We start from the raw sequence: 22919 nt of genomic DNA, 5'->3' as shown, positions 1-22919 counted from the left end.
GGTTCCATACCGGAACCTCTTTCACCAGGAGTATCCCCCTGTGCTAATGCCTACTCTACCTCTTCTTCCTGCAACTGGGCGGCCAGTTGATTTATTTTTTCGGCCAGGTGCGTAAGCTTCTCGTCGGCACTTGCCTCTTCGTCCTTGGTTTCTTCCAGCAATTGCACGCACTGAACCTTTCCGAGCACGGTGGCCATGGTGCGCAAGGTTCCATAGGCGGAAATTTCATAGTGCTCCACTTTTTGCGCGGCAGCAATAAGGGCGGCATCGCGGGCATGACCTTCGTCGTGATCTTCGATGGCCTCTTCACCTTCTTTCACGAGGCCTTCCATGGCTTCGCATTTTTTGGCAACAGCTTTTTTCTCAAGCAGCTCAAAACATTTTTCGAGTCGATCGATATGCATCTTGGTTTCTTCCAGGTGGTCGGTGAATGCGGTCTTCAACTCGTCGTTGAAGGCGGCCTTCGCCATTTTCGGAAGAGCCTTGGTGAGATGTTTCTCGGCCCAGTAGATGTCTTTCAAAAGATCCTCGAAAATATCTTCCAGGTTTTCTTTCGACGACTTGATGGTTTTCTTTTTGGCCACGGCTTGCGAGGCGGCGGTAGCCTTTCCGGTTTTCTTGGTTATTGTTTTCATAGCGCGAGTGTTTTTGGAAGTTTTTGACATTGGATAGTTGATGGTAAGGAGGTCGACAAAATTGATACCATGCAACAGAGGCCGATTGCGCGGCTAAATGAATGGAGGGCTGCGCACTATATTCCACACGTGAGCATCTGCATGCCCACGTGTGGTATGCACCAACGCATTGTCAGGCATGCATCTTTCCATGACTTGTTCCCACGGGGGTCGAACCGTTGTCTGCCACATGTTCTGTAAGCTGAGCATAGGTGAGGATTTTGTTTTCGTCGCTCACCCAATATTCCACTTCCAGCGGGCGAACCACCAGCAAGGCGATGTTCGGATCGTCAAGTCCTTTTGGAAACCACGCGCGGATGTAGGCGTTGAACAGCTCGCGCATTTTGCCTTTGTTCGTGCTGAGGTGGGCTGAGCCGTGAATGCTGACATAAGTGCTTTCTGTTTCGCACGCATACGTTAACTGCACGGAAGAATGTTTTTTGACAGACTCTGATTTTTCGGAATTGACGGCCGTGAAAAACCAAAGGTTGCCTGCCTCATCCATATCAACATGCGACATGGGGCGAAACTGGAGGTGATCATTTTTTTCGACGGTGCCCAGCATGCCAACCCGGCATTTGCCGATGAGCGCTCTCAACTTCTCGATGTAATTTTCCATGGTGCGTTTTACAATTTTATACCGTTCATCTTCTAAACCTGAAATATTCCAGAAACCGGTTTGGTCGTCCGGCCATGGCATCCGATATCATCTGCATGCCCATCACGCTAAACGTGATGCCGTTGCCGCCAAAGCCCAGCACGAAATAGCTCTGCGGAAAATCCGGATGCTCGCCAATGAAGGGCAGCGCGTCGGCGGTGATGCCGAATGTTCCTGCCCAGCTAAAGTCCGGAATGATGGACACACCGGGCATCAGTCGTTCAAAGCTTTTCAGCAGTTCCTTTTCCTTTCGATCCATCAGGCTGTCGCGCAGCGTAGCGTTCTTGAACTTTTCGTCGCCTCCGCCAATCAAAATCCGATTGTCGGGTGTGCTGCGAACATATAGGTAAGGGTCCTGCGTATCCCACAAGAGCGTGTCGGTCAAAATGCCCGGAAGGCTATCGAGCGGCTCGCTCACAATCGCATAGGTGCTGTGCAACGTGGCAACCTTGTCCTTCACGATGGGCAGCGACTCATAGCCAGTGGCATACACAATGTATTGCGAGGTGATCACGTTGTTGTGCGCCGTGCCCGCTATGTTCTTGCGCTTGTCGAACTTCACCCACGACAGCTCGGTGTGATCATAAATTTCAAGACCGCAGTGCTTCACGGCATAAGCCAGAAGACCATGCGCCAGGCTGTAGCCGTCAACACTCGCAGCATTTTCAGAAAGAATGGCCCCGTGACCCTGAACACCAAAGTCGTTTTCCAACGTTTCTTTTGGCAGCCATTGCACGTGTATGCCGGCATCGGCGCGATGCCGGCATTCATCGACCAGCCATTTCGCATCCTTCGGCTTATGGGCAATGTAGAGACTGCGTTGTGTTTTGAAACCGCAGTCAATTCCCAGCGTACTCACCAGCGTGCCCAATCGCTTAATGGCTTCAATGCCTTCGCGATAGCTTTCAATAGCCACCGCGTCGCCCACTTTTTTCTTCAGCGAATAGAGGGGTTCATCAATTTCATATTGCAGGAGCGCCGTGGTGGCACTTGTGCTTCCCAGCGAAACGTCACGTTTGTCGATGAGCACAGTTTTATAACCTTCGCCGGAGAGCTGACAGGCCAGCAGTGCGCCGGTGATGCCACCCCCCACCACCAGCACGTCGCACGATATGTCGGTGCGCAGTGAGGGATAGGATTGCAATAAGCCGTTCTTCAGCAGCCAGTAGGTTTCTTTCGATCGAAGTGTCATCGGTAAAACAAGTTCAGTCGGGGTGGGCAATACGTAAAAGGTAACACCAAGCGAAAGGCTATGCATGCATAACCCTTCGCGAGAGAATAGCCTAACGGTTTTTATTCACCGAGCTGACCGTTCTTGGCCAGCTTCTTCATTTCCTTGTTGGCATAGATGGCCACTTCCACACGACGGTTTGCCTGACGGCCCGCGTCGGTGTCGTTGCCTTGCAGCGGTTGTTTTTCGCCATAGCCTTTGGTGGTGACACGGCCTGTGCTTACACCCTGCTCGCCGAGAAATGCTTCCACAGAATTTGCGCGCTTTTCGGAGAGGGTTTGGTTATAGGCATCTTCGCCACTGCTGTCGGTGTGCCCTTCAATGAGAATGTTGGTGTCATCATACTTGTTGAGGGTCTTGGCCAGCTCCGTGAGGTTGGCTTTTGTGGCAGGCTGCAATCCCGCAGAGTTCACATCGAACAGCAAACCTGAGTCGAACGTGATGAGGATACCTTCGCCCACACGTTGCACGCGTGCGCCCTTCAAATCATTCTTCAGTTCTTCGGCCTGCTTGTCCATGTGGCGACCAATAAGCGCGCCGGCTGTGCCACCCACGGCAGCGCCGATGATGGCGCCCACCACCGTGTTATCGGACTGATGACCGATCACGCCGCCAATGGCTCCACCCACGCCGGCACCAATGGCACCGCCCTTTGTGGTGTTGGAAGCCTGGCATCCTACAAAAAATTGTGTAGCCAGCACCACCACAAACATCATGAGTGCTGCAACGAATGTTTTTATCTTGTTTTCCATGCTAGATATTAGTCTTTTAATGCAGCTTCAATCTGATCGCCGAGACGCTGACATTCGATCTTCACATCATCGGCCGTGTTGCGGGCGCGTTGCTGGATATCGTCCCACGAAGTTTCAGACGACTTGTCGATGTCGTCGAGCGCACTTTGCACGCGGTCGCGTTGCTGAATCAGGTTTTGTTTTGCTTCCTCCAGCTGCACTTTGCCTTCGGTCTTGGTACTTTCCAGTTTGGCGGTGATCTTGTCGAGCCGGCCGTTTATATCGTCACGAAGTGACTGAAGATTTTTCGTCACTTCCTCTTTTTCCTTGCTGATGTCTTTCTTTACTTCTTCCTGTGCGTCGTTCACTTTCTTTTCAGAAGAAGGGCTGCACTGATAAAACGCGGCCGCACTTCCGGCGATCGCGAGCATACATACGAATCGTTTCATTTTTTTCAGAGATTAGTTTTGGGGGTGTTCAAAGAAGTGGATGAGGCGGGCCTCACCCACTTCCGGAATTTTCAGTTTGCGTGTGGGCTAGATCGATTCAAGTTCCTTGCGGACTTCGTCTTTGGTTTTGCCCAGTCGTTTTTGCAGACGGCCAATCAGCTCGTCTTCCTTGCCTTCGGCGAAGGTCAGATCGTCGTCGGTAAGTTCGCCATACTTTTGTTTAAGTTTACCCTTCGCCTCGTTCCAGGTTCCTTTTATTGACAGCTTGTTCATAAGAGTTGTTGTTTAAAAGTGTAACAATTGTTTTTCGTGTTCTAGACTTTCACCTTCTCAGAAGTTTCGTCGATAGTCGACTTGCCACTTCTGGCCAGTTGATCGATCCGGGAGTTGAATTGTTTCCGGATATTATCCAGCGATACGTCTACCGTGTTCATCAGATCATCTTTCATCTTCAGTGATCCGTCAACAATTTTTTTGCGGGTGCTTTTACCCGAATCGGGCGCCAGCAAAATTCCGGCGGCGATGCCCAAGGCTGCGCCTGCAACGAAGCCGCCTATCAAACTCTTTGGATCTTTCATGGCATGAAATGTTTTTAGTGTGGTAATTTTATTTTTTTCCGTCTCATCGTGCGACAAAACATTTGACTCACCCGATGAAAACATTATGCCAATCCTCCAAACAGTCTGCAAAACCACTATAGCTTCCATCAACGGCCGGTCAAGCGTGTAGCGATCTCCACACAATGGGCCGTGAAGTCGCCAGAACAAAACGGAAGCGAGCACAAAAAACAGTGTCTTACTCAACGCATATCCCTAATGCTCTGATGCTACTTACCATTGTATAACCAACACTAACCAAACGCCCGAAGGCTCGATACGTTTACAAAACAGACGACGTGATAAGCCAGAGAAGCGTCCGCTTCGTCAACCTCTCGTCCCTCCACGATCATGCTACTTTTTTGTCGTTGTGGCCATAGATCACGTTGTGGAAAAACTGTTTCATCCATAGACCACGGTTGCCCCTGCACGGGCATTTAATTCCACAACTCTACCCTGTAAAGGCCTGAAATTTCAAAAAAATCGAGGTTTTGGTTTTGGTACGAAGATGTATTACTCCCTCCGTGAAAAGGTTCATCATCCAAACCCAAACCTAGTACACATGACAACCATCACAGAGAATACCGTAAACCGTGAAGAACAAGCTGTGAAGTTCTTTCGTGAAATCAAGAACGATCTCGGCGCACACTCCACTCAAAAAATTGTTAAACTGGTTCGCGCGGTGCTGTCGCAGTTGCGCAAATCCTTCTCGCACGATCAGGCATCGGCGTTCATCAAAAAAATGCCAAGCCTGTTCCAACTGCTCTTCGTAACCAACTGGCGCTACGAAGAAGAGCAGAACTCCATCAAACACCTGGATGAATTGGTGGACGAAATTTATCAACAAGACAAAAAATCGTCGGGCACGCTTTTCTCATCAGAAGTAGACGCCCTCAACGCTGTGATTGTTGTGCTCCGGAAGCTTGACAAGTTTTTCGGCATCATCGGGCTCAACGTCCTGCACTATCCCCTCACACAAGAATTGAAACAGGCTGCTATTGAGGATGCGGCCTAAAAAAAATCATCCTCACATAAAATCATAAACCACTAAACTTTAATCACTATGTTACGCTGGACCGTCACATTCCTCATCATTGCCCTGGTTGCCGCCGTCTTCGGATTTGGTGGAATTGCAGCAGGTGCTGCCGCCATTGCAAAAGTTTTGTTCTTCATCTTCCTGGTACTGTTCGTACTGTCGCTGGTGTTTGGCGCCAGCATCTTCAAGCGATGACAAAGAACAATCCCGAAAGTCCCGGTGCATAAAAAATGTGCGCCGGGATTTTGGTTTTATCTCTCTACAAAAATTATGAAAAACGCAGCACGCATACAGCACCATCCCAACCAGGAAGACAAGCGCGGCTTTGCTCCCTACGCTTCGGCAACTCGGTTGAACTACAGCACCAATGATCCACGCGAAGAGGATATTGTGCACGAAGCACTGGAAAGTGAGCGTAGAGGTGGTATATTGCGCAAGCGCACAAAAAAACGCAAGAATAATCCTTCGTCCTGATCGTTAGTTTAGGATGAATAGCGCGTCGGTGAGCGGACCTGTTGTGAAAGGCTGGAGAACGTTTGGGATGATCCGCTCCCGGAAAATGAAGCTCGAAGTTTAACTCTACCTTGAATGCTCACGCAGTGGCCGCTCCGCAAATATATGATCAGGGCTTTAAAGATCATCGGCTGGATCGTTCTATCGATTGTGGCCCTGCTCCTGGTGCTGGCCCTCGCCATTCAGATTCCCTACGTTCAACATAAACTCACCGACAAGGCCGTAAGTTTCCTCAAAAACAAAATCGGCACCGAAGTGCGACTGGCACACATCAGCCTGTCGTTCCCTAAAAGAATTGTTCTGGAAGGTCTGTATGTGGAAGACCAGGCAAAAGACACATTGCTCTATGCCGGTGAGCTTTCCGTGAACACCGACCTGTGGGCCCTCACCCAAAACGAAATCAACCTCAGCGGCGTGTCGCTCGAAAACGCCACCGGCCACATTAAGCGTGCAGCCCAGGACAGCGCTTTTAACTTCACCTTCATTGTCGATGCCTTCGCCGGCGACAGCACGGCCGTGCCCGACACAACCCAAAGCACGCCCTGGACTTTTACGGTCGGACAGCTTGCGCTGAAGCAAATTCAGTTCTCGTATCACGACAAGCTGACCGGCAACGACGTGGACCTGGATCTCGGCATGCTCGACGTGGACCTGGATGAATTTGACCTGAACGGTCCTACTGTAAAAATCAACTCCATAGACCTGCAGCATGTTCAGGCCCGCATGGAGCAAACCAAGTCTGCCCCACCGTCCACCCCCACCGTGGCAGCGGTCGCTCCACCCGAGCATCCTTTTGTGATCACCATTGAAGAAGTGACGTTGAAAGACATTGCCGCCGACTACAACCACACCGTGCTTGGCCAACGCCTGCACCTGAACCTGGGCGAATTGCAGGTGGCCATCGACGCCATGGACCTGAACACCCAGCACATCGCGGTGGATGAGTTCTCCCTTTCCGACACCTTCATTGCCTATCACCAGGCGGCAACCGAAGCCTCCGCTAAAAAGCCATCCCAACCCGAGCAAACCGATTCCACCGCTTCCGCGCCCTGGGACGTGAGTGTGAAATCGCTATCGCTGGCCAACAACAACGTTCAATATCACGACTTCCGCAAACCGCTTCAGCCCCAGGGAATGGACTTCGCGCACTTGTGGGTGACCCGCCTCAACGGTGAAGCCGAAGATCTTCGTTACGCCGACAACACCTTTGGCGGCGACATTAAAAACATTTCATTTCAGGAAAAGAGCGGCTTTGGGGTGACTGCCCTGAAGACAAATTTTTCGTTGACCGACAAGGCATTGGAGGTAAAGGACTTTTATTTCCAATCGCCCGAGAGCATCGTTTCGCTGAAGGCGTCGGCACAGTTCGCTTCGCTGGCTTCCTTGGGGCAGACCTATCCTGAAGCCACTGTAAACCTGAACCTGCGCAATGCCACGCTTGCCGTGCGGGACGTATTGTATTTTTATCCCGCGCTGGCCGACAGTCTGCCCTTGGATATTCCTCCCAACACAACGGTAACCATAAGCGCCGTGGCGCAAGGAAAGGTGAAGGATCTTTCCATCGAAAAGCTTGCATTGAACACACTGTCGAAAACATCCTTGAAGGCGTCGGGCACGGTGGTCGGACTGCCCGATATGGACAAGGTTGAGATGCGCCTCACCTTACAAGAATTTTACACCACCGCGGTTGACATACAAACGGTGGTGCCCAAGCGCATGCTTCCGTCGTCTATCGCCATTCCCGAATGGTTGAAGCTGACGGGGAAAATGAATGGCTCGCTGCAAACACCACATGTGGATGCTTTGCTGGCAACGGCTTTCGGCAATGTGGCGGTGAATGCCCGCATGGATCTCGACAGCCAAAAGAAACGCGAACGCTACGACGGCAAGGTGCTGGTGAAAGACTTCGCCCTCGGCAAACTGCTGAAGCAAAACGCCATGGGCAAGCTGAACATGACGGCCAGCGCCAAAGGCTCCGGGCTGTCGATGGAGACGCTGAACACGAGCGTGGATGTGCGCATCGCCGACTTTGCTTACGGCGGCTACACCTATCGCGACTTCATCGTGAACGGCTCGTTAAAAAAATATTTCTTTTCGGGCAACGCAAAGCTCAACGACAAAAATCTCAGTTTCAATCTGAAAGGCGATTTCGATTATACCGACAAGGTGCCTGAGTATAACATCGTGTTTGCCCTGGAGAACGCAGATTTCCAGGCGCTTCGCCTTTCTGAACGCCCCCTGCGCGCGCGCGGCACACTGGACGTGAAGCTGGCGACATCCGACTTCAAAGTGCTCAACGGAAATCTCGACATCCGCAAGGTTGCCATCTTCAATGGCACTTCGCTCTATCGCGTAGACTCGCTGCTGTTTGCGTCTATCGATCAACGGGGGGAAAGTGAGATCTCCATTCGCTCCGACATCCTCTCGGGCGACTTCAAAGGCACCATCAATCTCTATAGTCTACCCGAGGTGTTGACGCATCACTTCAACCGCTATTTTTCCCTGCAAGACACGCTCTACACAAAGCGGCCGACCGTGCCCCAGAATTTTAAATTCTCGCTGGTCCTGAAGAACACCGACCTGCTCACGGAAATTATATTCCCCGAACTCGATCCGTTTGTGCCAGGCGAAATTTCGGGCGAGTTCGACAGTGAGAAGTATAAGCTGGACCTGCGAGTGAATTTTGCCAAAGTGAAATATTCTGCGGTGAGCGTGGACTCGGTGAGTTTTCTGGCAACGTCTAACGCCAAATCGTTTGACTATGGTTTGCGTGTGCGCGATTTGCGCGTGGACTCGCTTCACATTTCGGCGGTGTCACTCTCGGGCAAAGTGGCCAGCGACTCCATTCGCACCAAGTTCACGCTGCTCGACTCGCTTCAAAAAGAAAAGTATGTTTTTGGGGGCGCGTTCTATAGTCTTAAAAAAACATTCCAGTTTCATTTGCTGCCCAGTGAAGTGGTGTTAAACTACTGGCCCTGGGAAGCGCCTGCCGACAACGCCTTGCGTTTCACCCGGAAGGGACTGGTGGCGCATAACTTTTCGCTTACCAACATAAACGAAAAAATATCGCTCATCACCAAAAGCGCAACCGACTCAACCCTCTCGGTGGTGTTCAAAGATCTTAACCTTCCCAACATCACCAGCCTCGTGGAAGGCATCACACCCGCCGAAGGATTAATGAACGGCGACTTCAAACTTGCCGGACAAGGGGCGTTTAAGTCAACACTCACCATTCAGGAGTTAAAAATATTTGGACAGTTGTGGGGCGACCTTGCGTTGAATGTGGCGCGCACCGCCAAGCCCTATCTGGTAGACGTGCGTGTGACGGGCAAGGAAGCAAAGCTGGCCGTGAACGGAACCTACACCCCCGACGAAGACGCACCCGACATTAACCTAAAGACGACGATCGACATCACCAACCTCGCCATTGTGGAACCGCTGTCGGGCAAGCAATTGAAAAATGCTTCGGGGCGTATGAATGGCGACATCGCCATCACCGGCAATCCTTCGAGCCCGTCCATTCGGGGTGAGCTTCATTTTGAAGAAGCTGCGTTTGTGCCTGCGTTTGTCAACAGCAAATTTGTGCTGAAAGACGAAAGGTTGTCGTTTACAGAAGATGGCATTGAACTGCGCAACTTTCGCATCCTGGACGAGAACAACAACACGGCATCGCTTCAGGGAATGATCAAAACAAAATCGTATTCCGACTTCGACCTCGACCTGAACCTGAACGCTTCCGACTTCCAGCTCATCAACACCACCGAAGACGACAACGATCTTTTCTTTGGCAAAGTGGGCATAGACCTGCGCGCCCGCATCACGGGCAACCTGAACGTGCCCAACGTGCGCGCCGACGTGAGCATCACCGACGGTAGCAGCTTCACCTACATTGTGCCACAGTCGGAGAAGGGTGTGCTGGAACAAAAAGGCATTGTGGTCTTCGTGGATCGCGATGCTGAAAACGATCCGTTCCTCAAGGCCATCAACCCGAAAGACACGGTGAAGTCGCGGTTCAAAGGAATCGAACTGACGGCCAACATTGAACTGTCTGACAAAGAAGACCTCAACATCGTGATCGATCCCATCGCCGGCGACAAACTTACCGTGAAGGGCAACTCCACCCTCACGCTCGACATCGACCCCACGGGCAACATGCAGTTGACGGGACAATACGAAATCTCCGAAGGGTCCTATAACCTGTCGTTCTATAAACTTGTGAAACGTGATTTCAAAATCGAGAAAGGAAGCAGCATCACCTGGCAGGGCGACCCGCTGACTCCGCTCATGGACATTCGCGCCATCTATGCCGTGGAGACATCGCCTGCAGAACTGGGCACGCCAAGTTCTGCGCAAGGTGGATCTGTCGATCCCCGGCAGCGCATGCCCTTCCTGGTCTACCTCATCATTAAAGGCAACATGATGACGCCCGAGATCAGCTTCCTGCTCGACATGCCCGAAGGCAAACGCGACCCCGCGGTGTATGCACAAATAAAAGACATCAACACGCGCGAGTCCGATCTCAACAAACAGGTGTTTGCGTTGTTGATTCTGAAACGTTTCATCGCCGACAATCCGTTTGCCTCACAAGGCGGCGGCTCCGATGTTTCGTCGACGGCGCGCAACAGCGTGGGCAAGTTGCTCACGGAACAATTGAACCGCCTCACCGAAAACATCAAGGGTGTTCAACTCACGTTCGATGTGAAGTCGTATGAAGACTATTCGTCCGGACGGGCCGAAGGACAAACCGAGGTGCAGCTGGGCGTTTCAAAAAGTTTGCTGAACAACCGGCTCATCGTGAAAGTGTCGGGCAACGTGGATGTGGAAGGCGAGACGTCATCCCAAAGTTCGTTTGCCGACTACATCGGCGATCTCGCGCTGGAATATAAAATCACGGAAGACGGCCGCCTGCGCATCACCGGCTTCCGAAACAGCAACTACGATATGATTGACGGCGAACTGACGGAAACCGGCGCCGGTTTGATTTACATAAAAGATTACGACACCCTTCGAGAACTGTTCAAGGCCAACAATGCAAAGGAGAAATAACATACTGAAAACGTTCGCCTCCTCCGGCTGGTTTGTGGTGCTCGCAGCATTTTTGTTGACGGGTTGCACGGCCACGGGCTTTCTGAAAGAAGGCGATTCGTTCTACAACGGCGCCGAGATTGATTTCGACACGCATGGAAAACGCGTGGGCCGCCGGAAGGCACTGCGAAAAGATCTTCAAACGTTTATCTATCCCAAACCCAACAACACCTTTTTCGGAATGCGCCCCGGCGTGTGGTTCTATTTTATTGCCGGCGACACCAAATCGAAAAAGGGGATCAGAGGTTTTATAAAAAATAAACTGGGGCAACCGCCGGTGTTGTTGAAAGATGCCACGCCCGAACGCACAGCCAAAACGCTGAACGGACAGTTGAACAACCAGGGCTATTTCGAATCGAACGTGACGGCCAAGGTGGAGACGAAGAAAAAAAACAGCAAGGTGATCTACACGGTAGACTTGCCACGGCCCTATCGCCTCCGCGAAATCAACTATCCCGCCGGACGCGACAGCACCTATGCGGCCATCTTCCGAACGTTGAAAGAAGAATCGTTGCTCGAACCCCGGCAGCGCTACGACCTGCAGCGCATGGAAGCCGAACAACAACGCATTGAAAAAGTGCTTAAGGATTTCGGCTTCTATTATTTCGACGATCGCTACCTTATCTTTGAAGCCGACAGCACGGTGGGCGATCACAAGGTGGACCTGACCCTGCGGCTGGAGAAAGGTATTCCGCCACGGGCGCGCAAGATCTACACGCTCGGCGAAGTGAAGGTGTATCCAAACTACGCGCTCTCGCTCGACTCGGTGAACCGCGTTTCGAAAACGATCGACGTGGAAGGCTACAAATATGTGGATGAAGGAAACATGTTCCGTCCAAAAATTATCACCGACGTGATCAACCTCACGCCCGGCGACCGCTACAGCCGCGAAGCACAAGACCTCACACTGAGTCACCTCATGGGCCTGGGCGTGTTCAAGTTTGTGAACGTGAAGTTTTCGGAAGAACGCCAGGATTCGTCTATCCTGCACACCGATGTTTTTCTGACACCCCTAAAAAAGAAATCGATTCGCGGCGAAATACAGGGCGTTTCCAAATCCAACAATTTTGTTGGACCCGGACTGACGCTGACGTTTACCAACCGGAATTTTCTGCGCGGGGCGGAGTTGTTTCAACTTAAGCTGAACACGGCCTATGAAGTTCAGATCAGCAAGCAGCAACAAACGCCGCTCAACTCGTTTGAGCTGGGCGCCGAAGCAAGCCTCACCATTCCGCGTTTCATCACGCCCATACACATTGACTATAGCGCGCGGAAATATCTTCCCAAAACCGTCATCAAAACAGGTTTCAACCTGCAAAATCGTGTGGGCTATTATCGTCTCAGTTCCATCAACGCAGCCTATGGCTACACGTGGCGCGAAACCATTTCGAAGTCGCACGAATTTTATCCCATCGACCTTAACTATGTGCGCACCGACAAGCGGTCACAACAATTTGACGACCTGCTGGCCGAAAATCCTGTGCTGCGAAATTCGTTTGAGAATCAATTCATCCTGGGCACCCGCTATTCCTACACGTTCAACACGCAGCTGGTGGAAAGTCAGCAGCAACAATATGATCGCAGAACCTACAAAACCCACAGCTTCTATCTGAACGGCAACGCCGATGTGGCCGGCAATTTTCTGCACGCCGTGCAACGACAGTTCGACAAAGACAATGATGGTCCATACGAAATTCTTGGTCTGCCCTATTCAGAATATGTCAAAGGCGATGTGGATTTCCGCTACTACTGGCAGCTGGATGAGCACAACAAAATCGCTTCGCGTCTCATTGTTGGCGCGGGCTATGCCTTTGGCAACTCTGCCACGTTGCCCTATGTGAAACAGTTTGCCATTGGTGGGTCCAACAGTATCCGTGCTTTCCCGGCGCGTTCCATTGGCCCGGGGTTGTATAATGCGCGACAAGACTCGCTGTATCAGGGACAGTTGTTTGTGGACCAGCGCGGCGACATCAAGCTGGAAGGAAACCTTGAATATCGTTTCGACATCATTCGCATGCTGAAGGGAGCCGTGTTCATCGACGCCGGCAACATCTGGTTGTGGAAGGAAGACAATCGCAGGGGCAGCGCCATATCAAGCGACTTTCTGAACCAACTGGCGGTGGGTACCGGGTTTGGGTTGCGCTTTGATTTCAGCTTCTTCGTGCTGCGTTTCGACACGGCCTTCCCGCTGCGTCAGCCCACGGGGTGGGTTGCCAAGGACATCGATTTTGGTAGCAGCACCTGGCGCGGGCAGAACCTCGTGTTCAACATTGCCATCGGCTATCCGTTCTGACCGTTCGCGACAGAACATCATCACACAACAAATTCAGAAAGAATTTATTCGGCGAGTTTAAACGAGATGTTGAACGTGGTGCCTTCGTTCAGCTTGCTGGTCACTTCCACTTCGGCGCTGTGGCTGTTCAGAATATTTTTGGTTGACGTGAGGCCCAAGCCCATGCCACCTTGTTTGTCGGTGAAGAAGGGATCGAACAGTTTTTCGATGTCGTCTTGTGGAATACCCTTGCCGTTGTCGGTGATGCACACGGTGATGCGGTAGGGCGACAGCTGTGTATCGATTTTCAACACGCCATGGCCGGGCTTCATGGCCTCCACAGCGTTGACGATGATGTTGAGGAAGGCTATTTTTATTTTTTCCTTGTCGAGCAGCACGCGGGGAAGGTCGGCGGCAAAATTGCGCTCGAGGCGAATCTGATTCAGGTTCATGCGGTCGATGGCCAACGCGATAGTCTCTTCCAGAATTTCGTCGACGTGCGACAGCTGAAGGTTGAGTTCTTTGGGCTTCGACGAGTTGAGCATTTCACCAATGAGCTGTTCGATGCGGTTGGCATTGCGTTCAATGATGTCGCTGTAGAGCTTCACCGTTTCGTTGTTGGGGGGCATCTCGTCTTTTAATTGCTCGAGTGCCAGGGTGAGGTTGGTCAGTGGGTTGCGGACTTCGTGTGCAATGGTGCGCGCAATTTTCCCCGTCATCGACAAACGTTCGGCCACCAGCATGTCGCGTTCGGCTTTCTTGCGCAACGTCTGGTCGTGCACGATGCCCTGGTAGCAACAGAACTCCGAAATCTGATCGGGGATAAAAACGCAGTTGAGCATCGAGATTTTTTTCTCGCCGTTCTTGTCGATGAGAATCACTTCGAAGTCGCGGATTTGCTCGGTGTCTTTCAGGGTTTTGTAGAAATAGTCGAAGTCGCTTTCCTGTTCAAAAATTTCGCGAATGGTAATGGAGTGGGCTTCTTCTTCGGTGTATTTAAAAAACTTCAGAAACGCATCGTTCACGTCCATCAGCTTCAGGTCGTTGTTGGCCAGAAAGATGGGGTCGATGGAGCGCTCGAACAGCGAGCGGTATTTTTTTTCCTTCTCGTCAAGTTCGCGGATCACACCGGCCTGGCTCAATGCGTAGCGTATGCTACGCTCCAGGATGGAGGCGTTCAATTCTGTCTTCACCAGATAGTCGGCCGCGCCATAGCGTGTGGCATCCAGATCGACTTTCAGATCGCCCTGGCCGGTCAATAGTATGCAGGGTGTGATGACACCTTTGTCTTGTGCAAATTTTATGAGGTCGAGACCGTTTTCGCTGCCCAGCCGATAGTCGATCAAAAAGATCTGGTAGTGGCCGTTAACCATTTTTTCCTTGGCCTTTTCGGGTTGAGGTTCCCATTCCACATCGAAGTGGTAGTATTCGCTTTCCGACAGATATTCGCGCGCCAGCAAAACATCATCTTCGTCATCCTCAATCAACAGTACTTTAACCGACGGTGTTTTCTTCATAGCGTTTCAGGGAGAATTCAGGTTCGGGGCAGGGCCACAGTGCCGAACCAATAGTTGCCAATCTTGGCGGTCACTTCCACCAGTTCGTCAAACCTCACGGGTTTGCATATGAAAGAGTTCACGCCCAGATCATAGGTTTTCACAATGTCTTCTTCGGCCCGCGAGGTCGTGAGCACCACCACCGGAATGCGTCGCAGCTCCGGGTGATTTTTGATGTGGTGCAGGGCTTCACGTCCGTCCATCTTCGGCATATTCAAGTCAAGCAAAATGAGGGCCGGTTTGATGATCTTCTCTTTCATAAACTTTCCACGCACGTGCAGGTAGTCGAGCAGTTCGGTGCCGTCTTCCACAAAATGGATGGGATTGGTGAGGTTGTTTTCTTCCAATGCCTCCTTCATCAACATCCGGTCGTCCGGATCGTCGTCGGCCATAAGAATAGACAGCTGGGTTAGGATGGGCTTCATGCGCACGTTTGTTTTAACCTACCGGCAAAATAATGATAAATTCTGATCCTTCATTTTCAACGCTCCTGGCCGTGATGACGCCTTTGTGGTTACTCACGATCTTGCGGCATATCGAAAGCCCAATACCCGTTCCCTCGTACTCATTGCGGCCATTCAGCCGGTGAAAGATGGTAAAAATCTTTTCTGCATATTTTTCATCAAAGCCGATGCCGTTGTCTTTCACACTGATTTTTACATACTGCTGTTCGTTTAGGGAAAGGCCTGGGATGGTCTTTACTTCGTTGCTTTTCAGCAAACGACCGCGAATGTCCACCACGGGGGCAACCCCGGGTTTGTGGAATTTTATCCCGTTACTGATGATATTCTGAAACAACCGCTTCATCTGCATCTTGTCGCCGGCAAACGCGGGCACCATGCCCACACGCACCACGGCCTCTTCGCGGCGCACCTGGGCGTCGAGGTCGTCTATCACGTCGCGCAACAGCTGGGGGGCATCCAGCGGCTCAAGCACGGGTGCATTCTTCGACACACGCGAGAAGGCCAGCAGGTCTTCGATGAGCACCTGCATGCGTGCGGCCGCCGATTGCATCCGTTGTATATAGTCCACGCCCTGCCCCTCCAGCTTGTCGTTGTATTTGTTGGCGAGCCGGTCGCCAAAGGCCCTGATCTTGCGCAGGGGCTCCTGCAGGTCGTGCGAAGCCACATAGGCAAACTGCTCCAGGTCTTCGTTAGAACGCTGCAGCTCTTGTGTGTATTGATTCATCTGGTTTTCATACTGCTTGCGGTCGGTGATGTCGAGCACCGTTCCCATCATGTCGACCACCGACGGCTGGTCGTTGGAGGCGGTGGGTTTGGCCACCAGCGAAAAATGCCGCACAGTGTCGTCGCGTTCAATCCTGTACTCAACTTCCATCCAAACCTTGTTTGTTTTCACTTCCCGGAGAAAATCTTCTACGAGCAAGCGATCGTCGTGCAGCACATTTTCCAAAAACGAATTCCAGTCGGGCGTGAAGCCCGTGGGTTTGCCCAGCATGGTGCACAGGCCGTCGGACCAAATCAGTTCGTTGTTTTTCTCCGTCCATTTCCAGCTGCCCATTTTCGCCAGGTGCTCCGCGTCGTTCAGCAACAGCTCGCGCTCTTCGAGCAATAGGCGCTGCGACTTTTGTTTTGTGATGTCGGCGAATGTCACGATGAAGCCATCTTCAAATTTCACCACAGTCACATCGAGCCATATGCCAAAGGGCTCGTAGAATTTTTCGAACTGCCCGGGCTTGCCCGTTTCCACCACTTCTTTATAGAGATGATAGGAGCCCAGCTCTTTGTGCCCGGGCATCACCTCGAGCAATCGTTTTCCGATGAGGCTGCTTTCTTTCACACGGGCCATGGTCAGGCTCATGGCGTTGGCCAGCACCCATTCAAAATCATAGATGGCTCCCTCTTTGTCGCGCAGGGAACGAAACACCATGATGCCCGAGGGCGAATTGTCGAGCACACTGCGCAGCGTTCGCTGTGTGAATTCGCGTATGCCCACTTCGCTGCGCAGGGCTTTCAGATTCTCCTTCAGCTGATCTTCGGCCACGCGGCGTTTTTCGAGGGCGTCGAGTATGCGGATAAACAAAATGGACAATCCCACCAGGGCCACCACGCCATAAAGCAGCAAGGCCACCGGTGCCACAACCTTGTAGTCGGCTTCACTTGCCTTCCGTCTTTTGTAGATGGCTTCCTCCATCCGGTCGATGCGTTTCACCAGCGAGCGGATGTCGTTCATGTTGGTGCGGCCTTCCTGCAGGAGTGCACTTTCGTAGCGATCCATATATAAGGAGCTGCGCTGGGCGTTGGTCAGGATCTTTCCGATAACAGAGAATTGATAGTTCACCAGGTGTTCGAGGGAATCTACTTTGCGCGCTTGCAGGCGGTTGTCGGCAACCAGCGCTTTGAGGTTGCGTAGCTGGTCGGGCAACTCTTTCACCGACGCGATATAGGGTTGAAGATAGATGCTGTCGCGTGTGAGTTGAAAACCGCGATGCCCGGTCTCTGCGTCTTTAATAGTGGACATGAGTTTTTCAAGCGAACGAAACACCACACTCGAGTGGCTCAGCGACTGCACCTCAGCCGTGTAGTTGTTCAGGTTGCGATAGGTCACCAGGCTGATGCCCAGCAGCACCATCACGGTTCCCACAAATACAATTTTGATATACTTATTCTTCATGGCTGGGGTAGGTGGTCTACACGGTGTGTAGAAAAACCGTCGCTCAAGCGTGGGCAACACATTTGTTTTCGCTTGAAAATAAAGAAGTTGACGTTTTTCTGCATTTGGCCTGATGTTTACATCATGCTTTGTAAACAAATGAATTAAACTATGAAAACCAAAATTAAACTTTTATCCATTTTCTTTATTACCGCCGTTCTCGGGGTAATGTCAAACAACGACGCAAATGCACAGGCAAGAGCTGGTGTGAAGGGTGGTTTGAACGTGAGTAACCTGTACGTAGACGATGTTGATGATGAAAATGCTCGCTACGGTTTCAATGCTGGTGTATATGGTCAGATCTTGTCGACCGAGTCGTTTGCAATCCAACCCGAATTGCTCTACTCTACCAAAGGTTCGAAAGTTGAGTATGGCCAATTTGTGAATCAAACCGTGAAGTATAACCTCAACTATCTTGACCTTCCTGTGCTGGCGGTATTCAAGTTGGGCGACGCTGCCGAAATTCACCTTGGTCCTTATGCCAGCTACCTGCTCAACGCCAACATCTCCTACAAAGGCGACATTGCCAACGGCAGCGACGAGATCAAGAAAGACAATCTCAAATCGTATGACTATGGATTGGCCGGTGGCTTTGGCTTGAACTTTGGCGCAGTGCAAGTGGGCGCACGCTACAACTATGGTCTGGTTAAAATTGCCGACAGCGACGCGGCAGAGGCAGTGCTTGGCGACTCCAAGAACTCTTTTGCTCAACTCTATCTGTCATTCAACCTCAACAACGCACAAGCGAAATAATCTAGGGGTAGGTAAATAGGTAAAAGAGGTTCCGACATGTCGGAACCTCTTTTTTTTGTTACTCATTGACCCAATACAAATTTGTTTCACACCAGGTTGCTCCTGCTCACGTCAGGCGCTGATGCTATAAAGCTTAAGCTTGTTATATAGTGTTTTGCGATCGATGCGCAGCAGCTCGGCTGCTTTCGATTTGTTGTAGTTCACTTTTTCGAGCACGTCGATGATGGCCTGGCGTTCGGCCGAGCCGGCGATAGACTTCAGCAAGCCAACGCTATCTTCCACCAGCGCGCCGGTTGCCGCCACGGTGTTGTTGGCCTGAATGATCTCTTGTGGCAGACTGTCGGCTTGCACCGATTCGCCTATCGTGAGCAGCACCGAACGTTTGATCACGTTGTTGAGCTCCCGCAGGTTGCCATGCCAGAAGTAGTTTGTGAGTTGATCCACCACATCGGGCGAGAACGATTTCACATTTTTCTGCAGGGCCTGGTTCGATTTCTCGAGGAAGTAGTTGGCAAAGATGATGATGTCTTCCTTGCGTTCGCGCAGGGGCGACAGTTGTATTTTGAATTCGTTGAGGCGGTGATACAGATCTTCGCGGAAGCGTCCTTCTTTCACAGCCTTGATCAGGTCTTCGTTGGTGGCAGCAATGATGCGCACGTCGATGGGAATGTCGCGGGTGGCACCGATGCGTTTGATTCTTCTTTCCTGGATCACGCGCAACAACTTCACCTGGTTTTCATACGACAGGTTTCCGATCTCGTCGAGGAAGATGGTGCCGGTGTCGGCCACTTCAAAGCTTCCCTGCTTGTCGCTCACAGCGCCGGTGAAGGCACCTTTCACATGACCAAACAATTCGCTTCCGGCCAGTTCCTTGGGCAACGCGCCGCAGTCGATGGCCACAAAAGGTTTGTCTGACCGCTTGCTGAATTTGTGCACAGATTGCGCCACAAACTCTTTCCCCGTGCCGGTTTCACCATTGATGATGACCGACATGTCGGACGGTGCTATGAGTTCTATGTATTTTTGAACGGTTTGCGATTGAATGCTCTTGCCGACAATGAACGTGCCTCCGTTCACTGTGGACTTGCCTTTGCGAACATCCTGAACAGCATCTGCGTTTTCGGCATTGCTGGTGTTCCGCTTTTCGTTTTTGGCGATCGTTTCTTTGATAGTCACCAACAGTTCGTCGGGATAGAGGGGCTTGGTCACATAGTCGTTTGCGCCGTAGCGGAAAGTTTCCACTGCCGTGCGCACATCAGAATAGCCGGTGATGATGACCACGGCCACATCGGGTTGCAGCAGTTTTATTTTCCGCAACATTTCCACACCGGTGTGATCGGGCAACCGGTAGTCGCACAGCACCAGGTTGTAGCGTGACGCCCGCAACAACTTCAGGCCTTCTTCGCCTTTGTAGGCAACATCAACCTCATAGTTGTTCTTGGTCAGGAATTTCGACAATACGAGACAAATGTCTTTATCGTCGTCGATGATCAGTAATTTGGGCATAGGCAAAACTAAAAACAGGGTTAGTATAAAGAGGTGTTCCGTCTGATTGCTTTACTATATAAAGTTCAGCTTTTGAAGTGACTCGTCAATGCCTTTTATCGTGAAAGGTTTGGCCAGAAAAACACTGGCACCTTTCTGCAAAGCTTTTTGACGCTCGCTGTCATACGCGCTGATGACAATAATTTTGGAGGCGTTTTTCGATTCCTGCAGGGTGCTGATGAGGTCGTAGCCCGAACCGTCGGTGAGGTTCAGGTCCACAAACAGGATGTCGAAGGGCGACCCCGAAATTTTCGATAGCGCTTCACTTATGGAAAGGGCGAAATCCGTTTCATACCCTAATTTTTTAAGGTATTGTGTAACTAACAGACAAATTTCCAATTCGTCGTCAACGACTAAAATTTTTCTCATTCGTATGGGGGACTAATGTCCGTGACCCGCCAGTGAAAGAACTTCCCGACGCTGACGCTTAGGTCTGGGCTGGGCACTTCTTGCAACTTTGATCTTTTGCACTTCCTCCTTGGCTTTCAAGGGGAAAAATAGCTTAAATAAGACTATGGCGAAACCCACACTGCACAAATAGGTTCCTCCCATCAGCGCAACAAATTTCAAGAATTCCATCATAATTAAGGATTTAGCACATCACTCGTAAAAATCATGCCATGCCACCCCGTTGGCCGCAAGCCCGTTTCGGCAGGCCACGAGTGTGGAAAACATTCCCCATCTGTGCGAAAAAGCGTCATTCCACAAACCATAACATGCCTCAGTCCGCTAAAAAGCCCGTCGCGCGCATGGCACGAAAATGTGAATTCACCATGCAAATCAAATTGTAAACCCTATGACTAATTTACTTTATGCCATTGCCGTCATCCTCATCATTGCATGGGCGCTTGGCTTCTTCGTCTACAGTGCAGGAGGTCTTATCCATATACTGCTTGTAATTGCTATTGTCGCTGTCATTCTGCGATTGATTCGCGGAGAGCGAATATGATGTTTGGAGCTGTCTTTGTTCTTCGATTGGAAACAAAGACAGCTTTATTCCTTCTATGAAACATACATCGTCCACACGCATCCTGCGTCGCGTAGGCATCGCATTAGTTATCGTGTTTGCATTGGCTCTTGTCGGAGGCTTTGTGCTGTCGCTTGTACTGAAACAAAAGGTCACAACAGCCCTCGCCCGCGTGAATGGAACAATCGATGACCTGGACGTTAATCTGTTCACACAATCCATTACGGCCACCGGGCTCAGGCTCACCTACCCCCGGGCCGACTCGGCCGATGTGCCACACCATGTCTCCCTGAAGAGCGTGCATGTGGGCGGCATCAGCCTCTATCAATGGCTCGCGCACAAAAAAATCAGCATTGCCACGCTCGAATTCCGCGATGGCGACGTGCGCTACAACACCACCCTGAAGCAACGCAAATCGTCTGGCGATTCTCCGCTCAAAGGCATTGCCATCAACGCCATTGTGTTCGACAATGTTCGCACAAACGTGCAGCTCGACTCGGTGCAATCGCTCAGTGGTGTGTTGAATCTCCGCGTTTCTTCCCTGCAACTTGACAGCCTGTCGAAAGGAAATAATCTCTCCGCGCTTTATCTGGCCACGCTGCAAGGCGATGTGACCGCCGTCACACACGTGTCGAAGTTCTACACCACGCGGGTGGGCACCGTGCATGTTCACAGTGGCGACGAGAACATCCGGCTGGACTCCATTTCTGTCACTCCAAACTATTCGCGCTTCGCGTTCGCACATCGCGTGGGCAAACAAACCGATCGTTTCACCTTGCGTGTGCCGCAGGTGGAAGTGAAGGGCATGAAGTTCGACCAGTTGAAAGACAGCATCGTTGCCATGGCGCATGTGAATATTGTGTCGCCCACGCTCCTCGTGTTTCGCGACAAACGCGTTCCCTTCCGAAACTATAAGAAAGTGCAATTGCCCATGGCCATGATCAGGGCGTTTCCCTTTCTGCTTGTGGTGGACAGCCTCAAACTTCGCGACGCCAGAATTGTATATGAAGAATTTCCCGAACAGGGTTTCCACACCGGGCAGGTCGAGTTTTCTCATTTGAATGCCGCGCTGGGAAATTTACGCAACCGCGGTGGCGACAAAAACGGCCACGCAACCCTCATCGCATCGGCCCAATTGATGGGACAGGGGCGCATCGACGCCAATTTCACATTGCCCTACGATAACGCCCAACCCTACAAGGCCGAAGGCCACATCCGCAAGCTGGCATTGCCACGACTGAACCCCGCGCTGGAAAACATGGCCTTCGTGAGCATCGAGTCCGGACGACTAAACGATTTGTATTTCAACTTCTATTATACCGACGACGGTTCAAAAGGCTCCGTTGTCATTAACTACGAAGACCTGAAAATCAATGGTCTCACCAAAGAAAAAGACTCCCACACCAGCGGCTTAAAATCGTGGATCATCAATTTGTTTCTGAAGAAAGACAAAGACCGCACGGTCAGTGAAGCGAAGCGCCTGGGTGTTATTCAATTCGAACGCGACAAACGCAAAGCAATCTTCAACCTGTGGTGGAAGTCGATACTGTCGGGGTTGAAGTCCAGCGTGCTGGATGGTCCTGCAAAGAAGGAAGAAAAGAAGAAGGGTTAACTCTCAGGATCGAAAGCCAAACCTCAGTTTCAACAGCATCACCTGGAAGAACGTAACAACTCGGATGGCACCCACCAGAAGGAGGCATAGCGCGGCTCTTGCAATCATAGAGAATACGGGAAAAATTCAGCAGAAGAAATTAAAGCGTTACCTCACAACAGGTTGCCTCGGGCGGCTTCGTAGGGCGCCTTCCTGTTGCACGCGATACAAACAAACCATTTTCGCGCACAATCAACAAGGGCCCTACTAAGCCATACAAATCCGTTTGGCGTCAACGCATAGGTAACGATGAAGGTGTTGTTTTTATTTCTCAACGGCGTCGTGAAGACCGGGATTGTGCTGGGCATTCTCCTCGGCGTTGTTCACAATTTTGCGTTGTTCGTCTTCGTTCAAATCGCGATCATCCTGATCAATCTCCTTTTCAGTGACAGGCTCGGGAGCCGGCGCAGGCGTGTTACGTTTTCGCACCACTTGTTTTGCACCTTGTCGGCGGGCGTGTTCCTTTCGTGCGTCAATACGTTTCGTTTTCTTGTCCATAACTTTAATCGTTTTGGTTCTCAAAGTCCAG

At 51.3% G+C, this 22919-nt stretch carries 22 protein-coding genes; 8 read left to right on the top strand and 14 right to left on the bottom strand.

All coding sequences use genetic code 11. The annotated features are described in order from the left end of the window. Nucleotides 1-50: 50 nt before the first annotated feature. The 7 genes from JI741_RS28075 to JI741_RS28045 form a co-directional block, all read right to left on the bottom strand. Nucleotides 51-635, bottom strand: coding sequence for a YciE/YciF ferroxidase family protein (locus tag JI741_RS28075; RefSeq protein WP_202015368.1), 585 nt, complete (start codon nucleotides 633-635; stop codon nucleotides 51-53). Between the two features lie 172 nt (nucleotides 636-807). After that, nucleotides 808-1293, bottom strand: a complete 486-nt coding sequence (locus JI741_RS28070; protein ID WP_202015366.1) for a pyridoxamine 5'-phosphate oxidase family protein — start codon at nucleotides 1291-1293, stop codon at nucleotides 808-810. 25 nt (nucleotides 1294-1318) lie between these two features. Beyond that, complete coding sequence (locus JI741_RS28065; protein WP_202015364.1) at nucleotides 1319-2524, bottom strand: NAD(P)/FAD-dependent oxidoreductase; 1206 nt, start codon at nucleotides 2522-2524, stop codon at nucleotides 1319-1321. A gap of 101 nt (nucleotides 2525-2625) precedes the next feature. Next, nucleotides 2626-3276 carry a YiaD family glycine zipper/OmpA-like lipoprotein gene (locus tag JI741_RS28060; RefSeq protein ID WP_500789625.1) on the bottom strand — a complete coding sequence of 217 codons (651 nt, stop codon included), beginning with the start codon at nucleotides 3274-3276 and terminating at the stop codon, nucleotides 2626-2628. 47 nt (nucleotides 3277-3323) lie between these two features. Continuing rightward, nucleotides 3324-3743 carry a sll1863 family stress response protein gene (locus JI741_RS28055; protein ID WP_202015360.1) on the bottom strand — a complete coding sequence of 140 codons (420 nt, stop codon included), beginning with the start codon at nucleotides 3741-3743 and terminating at the stop codon, nucleotides 3324-3326. A gap of 87 nt (nucleotides 3744-3830) precedes the next feature. Continuing rightward, nucleotides 3831-4016: a CsbD family protein gene (locus JI741_RS28050; RefSeq protein ID WP_202015358.1), complete on the bottom strand. Its 186-nt coding sequence runs from the start codon at nucleotides 4014-4016 to the stop codon at nucleotides 3831-3833. Between the two features lie 41 nt (nucleotides 4017-4057). Further along, a complete protein-coding gene (locus tag JI741_RS28045) occupies nucleotides 4058-4321 on the bottom strand; it encodes a YtxH domain-containing protein (protein WP_202015355.1) in 264 nt (87 codons plus the stop codon). A 580-nt stretch (nucleotides 4322-4901) separates the two neighbouring features. Here JI741_RS28045 and JI741_RS28040 point away from each other — a divergent pair. From JI741_RS28040 to tamL, 5 genes are all read left to right on the top strand, one after another. Further along, on the top strand, nucleotides 4902-5354 hold the full coding sequence (locus tag JI741_RS28040; RefSeq protein WP_202015353.1) for a DUF2267 domain-containing protein: 453 nt from the start codon (nucleotides 4902-4904) through the stop codon (nucleotides 5352-5354). A gap of 48 nt (nucleotides 5355-5402) precedes the next feature. Next, the gene (locus JI741_RS28035; RefSeq protein ID WP_073142241.1) at nucleotides 5403-5570 is read left to right on the top strand and encodes a DUF1328 domain-containing protein; all 168 of its coding nucleotides are present in this window, start codon (nucleotides 5403-5405) and stop codon (nucleotides 5568-5570) included. A gap of 75 nt (nucleotides 5571-5645) precedes the next feature. Then, the gene (locus JI741_RS28030; protein WP_202015352.1) at nucleotides 5646-5849 is read left to right on the top strand and encodes a hypothetical protein; all 204 of its coding nucleotides are present in this window, start codon (nucleotides 5646-5648) and stop codon (nucleotides 5847-5849) included. Between the two features lie 144 nt (nucleotides 5850-5993). Next, nucleotides 5994-10934, top strand: a complete 4941-nt coding sequence (locus JI741_RS28025) for a translocation/assembly module TamB domain-containing protein (protein WP_202015350.1) — start codon at nucleotides 5994-5996, stop codon at nucleotides 10932-10934. Then, nucleotides 10918-13266: a translocation and assembly module lipoprotein TamL gene (tamL, locus tag JI741_RS28020; protein ID WP_202015342.1), complete on the top strand. Its 2349-nt coding sequence runs from the start codon at nucleotides 10918-10920 to the stop codon at nucleotides 13264-13266. Before JI741_RS28025 ends, tamL begins: the two co-directional genes overlap by 17 nt. A 44-nt stretch (nucleotides 13267-13310) precedes the next feature. On the opposite strand, the gene JI741_RS28015 is transcribed toward tamL, so the two are convergent. From JI741_RS28015 to JI741_RS28005, 3 genes are read right to left on the bottom strand one after another with little or no spacing between them, the layout of a single operon-like run. After that, a complete protein-coding gene (locus tag JI741_RS28015; protein ID WP_202015340.1) occupies nucleotides 13311-14762 on the bottom strand; it encodes a hybrid sensor histidine kinase/response regulator in 1452 nt (483 codons plus the stop codon). A gap of 17 nt (nucleotides 14763-14779) precedes the next feature. Further along, nucleotides 14780-15226, bottom strand: coding sequence for a response regulator (locus JI741_RS28010; protein WP_202015339.1), 447 nt, complete (start codon nucleotides 15224-15226; stop codon nucleotides 14780-14782). A gap of 13 nt (nucleotides 15227-15239) precedes the next feature. Further along, complete coding sequence (locus JI741_RS28005) at nucleotides 15240-17435, bottom strand: sensor histidine kinase (RefSeq protein WP_202015337.1); 2196 nt, start codon at nucleotides 17433-17435, stop codon at nucleotides 15240-15242. 150 nt (nucleotides 17436-17585) lie between these two features. On the opposite strand from JI741_RS28005, the gene JI741_RS28000 reads away from it, so the two are divergent. After that, a complete protein-coding gene (locus JI741_RS28000) occupies nucleotides 17586-18227 on the top strand; it encodes a porin family protein (protein ID WP_202015335.1) in 642 nt (213 codons plus the stop codon). A 111-nt stretch (nucleotides 18228-18338) separates the two neighbouring features. Here the strand turns inward: JI741_RS28000 and JI741_RS27995 are convergent, their stop codons facing one another. Genes JI741_RS27995 through JI741_RS27985 form a run of 3 tightly spaced genes read right to left on the bottom strand, consistent with a single transcriptional unit; the run spans nucleotide 18339 to nucleotide 20354 of the window. Continuing rightward, the gene (locus JI741_RS27995; protein ID WP_202015333.1) at nucleotides 18339-19733 is read right to left on the bottom strand and encodes a sigma-54-dependent transcriptional regulator; all 1395 of its coding nucleotides are present in this window, start codon (nucleotides 19731-19733) and stop codon (nucleotides 18339-18341) included. Nucleotides 19734-19787: 54 nt separating this feature from the next. Continuing rightward, the gene (locus JI741_RS27990) at nucleotides 19788-20141 is read right to left on the bottom strand and encodes a response regulator (RefSeq protein WP_202015331.1); all 354 of its coding nucleotides are present in this window, start codon (nucleotides 20139-20141) and stop codon (nucleotides 19788-19790) included. Nucleotides 20142-20153: 12 nt separating this feature from the next. Beyond that, nucleotides 20154-20354, bottom strand: coding sequence for a hypothetical protein (locus JI741_RS27985; protein ID WP_202015329.1), 201 nt, complete (start codon nucleotides 20352-20354; stop codon nucleotides 20154-20156). A 214-nt stretch (nucleotides 20355-20568) separates the two neighbouring features. Between JI741_RS27985 and JI741_RS27980 the strand changes: the two genes are divergently transcribed. Both JI741_RS27980 and JI741_RS27975 read left to right on the top strand, forming a co-directional pair. Beyond that, nucleotides 20569-20721 carry a lmo0937 family membrane protein gene (locus JI741_RS27980; RefSeq protein WP_202015327.1) on the top strand — a complete coding sequence of 51 codons (153 nt, stop codon included), beginning with the start codon at nucleotides 20569-20571 and terminating at the stop codon, nucleotides 20719-20721. Nucleotides 20722-20776: 55 nt separating this feature from the next. Then, on the top strand, nucleotides 20777-22351 hold the full coding sequence (locus JI741_RS27975; protein ID WP_202015325.1) for an AsmA family protein: 1575 nt from the start codon (nucleotides 20777-20779) through the stop codon (nucleotides 22349-22351). A gap of 303 nt (nucleotides 22352-22654) precedes the next feature. On the opposite strand, the gene JI741_RS27970 is transcribed toward JI741_RS27975, so the two are convergent. Further along, the gene (locus JI741_RS27970; RefSeq protein WP_202015323.1) at nucleotides 22655-22888 is read right to left on the bottom strand and encodes a hypothetical protein; all 234 of its coding nucleotides are present in this window, start codon (nucleotides 22886-22888) and stop codon (nucleotides 22655-22657) included. Nucleotides 22889-22919: the final 31 nt, after the last annotated feature.

The organism is Chryseolinea lacunae, assembly GCF_016735595.1.
GTDB classification, from domain to species: domain Bacteria; phylum Bacteroidota; class Bacteroidia; order Cytophagales; family Cyclobacteriaceae; genus Chryseolinea; species Chryseolinea lacunae.
The sequence above is the reverse complement of the archived record's forward strand: the minus strand, read 5'-3'. Positions and strand labels throughout refer to the sequence as shown.

What these genes read in the sequence shown, in the direction of transcription:
- JI741_RS28075 (WP_202015368.1), bottom strand. Translation starts at nt 635, where the DNA reads ATGAAAACAATAACCAAGAAAACCGGAAAGGCTACCGCCGCCTCGCAA.
- JI741_RS28070 (WP_202015366.1), bottom strand. Translation starts at nt 1,293, where the DNA reads ATGGAAAATTACATCGAGAAGTTGAGAGCGCTCATCGGCAAATGCCGG.
- JI741_RS28065 (WP_202015364.1), bottom strand. Translation starts at nt 2,524, where the DNA reads ATGACACTTCGATCGAAAGAAACCTACTGGCTGCTGAAGAACGGCTTA.
- JI741_RS28060 (WP_500789625.1), bottom strand. Translation starts at nt 3,276, where the DNA reads ATGTTTGTGGTGGTGCTGGCTACACAATTTTTTGTAGGATGCCAGGCT.
- JI741_RS28055 (WP_202015360.1), bottom strand. Translation starts at nt 3,743, where the DNA reads ATGAAACGATTCGTATGTATGCTCGCGATCGCCGGAAGTGCGGCCGCG.
- JI741_RS28050 (WP_202015358.1), bottom strand. Translation starts at nt 4,016, where the DNA reads ATGAACAAGCTGTCAATAAAAGGAACCTGGAACGAGGCGAAGGGTAAA.
- JI741_RS28045 (WP_202015355.1), bottom strand. Translation starts at nt 4,321, where the DNA reads ATGAAAGATCCAAAGAGTTTGATAGGCGGCTTCGTTGCAGGCGCAGCC.
- JI741_RS28040 (WP_202015353.1), top strand. Translation starts at nt 4,902, where the DNA reads ATGACAACCATCACAGAGAATACCGTAAACCGTGAAGAACAAGCTGTG.
- JI741_RS28035 (WP_073142241.1), top strand. Translation starts at nt 5,403, where the DNA reads ATGTTACGCTGGACCGTCACATTCCTCATCATTGCCCTGGTTGCCGCC.
- JI741_RS28030 (WP_202015352.1), top strand. Translation starts at nt 5,646, where the DNA reads ATGAAAAACGCAGCACGCATACAGCACCATCCCAACCAGGAAGACAAG.
- JI741_RS28025 (WP_202015350.1), top strand. Translation starts at nt 5,994, where the DNA reads ATGATCAGGGCTTTAAAGATCATCGGCTGGATCGTTCTATCGATTGTG.
- tamL (WP_202015342.1), top strand. Translation starts at nt 10,918, where the DNA reads ATGCAAAGGAGAAATAACATACTGAAAACGTTCGCCTCCTCCGGCTGG.
- JI741_RS28015 (WP_202015340.1), bottom strand. Translation starts at nt 14,762, where the DNA reads ATGAAGAAAACACCGTCGGTTAAAGTACTGTTGATTGAGGATGACGAA.
- JI741_RS28010 (WP_202015339.1), bottom strand. Translation starts at nt 15,226, where the DNA reads ATGAAGCCCATCCTAACCCAGCTGTCTATTCTTATGGCCGACGACGAT.
- JI741_RS28005 (WP_202015337.1), bottom strand. Translation starts at nt 17,435, where the DNA reads ATGAAGAATAAGTATATCAAAATTGTATTTGTGGGAACCGTGATGGTG.
- JI741_RS28000 (WP_202015335.1), top strand. Translation starts at nt 17,586, where the DNA reads ATGAAAACCAAAATTAAACTTTTATCCATTTTCTTTATTACCGCCGTT.
- JI741_RS27995 (WP_202015333.1), bottom strand. Translation starts at nt 19,733, where the DNA reads ATGCCCAAATTACTGATCATCGACGACGATAAAGACATTTGTCTCGTA.
- JI741_RS27990 (WP_202015331.1), bottom strand. Translation starts at nt 20,141, where the DNA reads ATGAGAAAAATTTTAGTCGTTGACGACGAATTGGAAATTTGTCTGTTA.
- JI741_RS27985 (WP_202015329.1), bottom strand. Translation starts at nt 20,354, where the DNA reads ATGATGGAATTCTTGAAATTTGTTGCGCTGATGGGAGGAACCTATTTG.
- JI741_RS27980 (WP_202015327.1), top strand. Translation starts at nt 20,569, where the DNA reads ATGACTAATTTACTTTATGCCATTGCCGTCATCCTCATCATTGCATGG.
- JI741_RS27975 (WP_202015325.1), top strand. Translation starts at nt 20,777, where the DNA reads ATGAAACATACATCGTCCACACGCATCCTGCGTCGCGTAGGCATCGCA.
- JI741_RS27970 (WP_202015323.1), bottom strand. Translation starts at nt 22,888, where the DNA reads ATGGACAAGAAAACGAAACGTATTGACGCACGAAAGGAACACGCCCGC.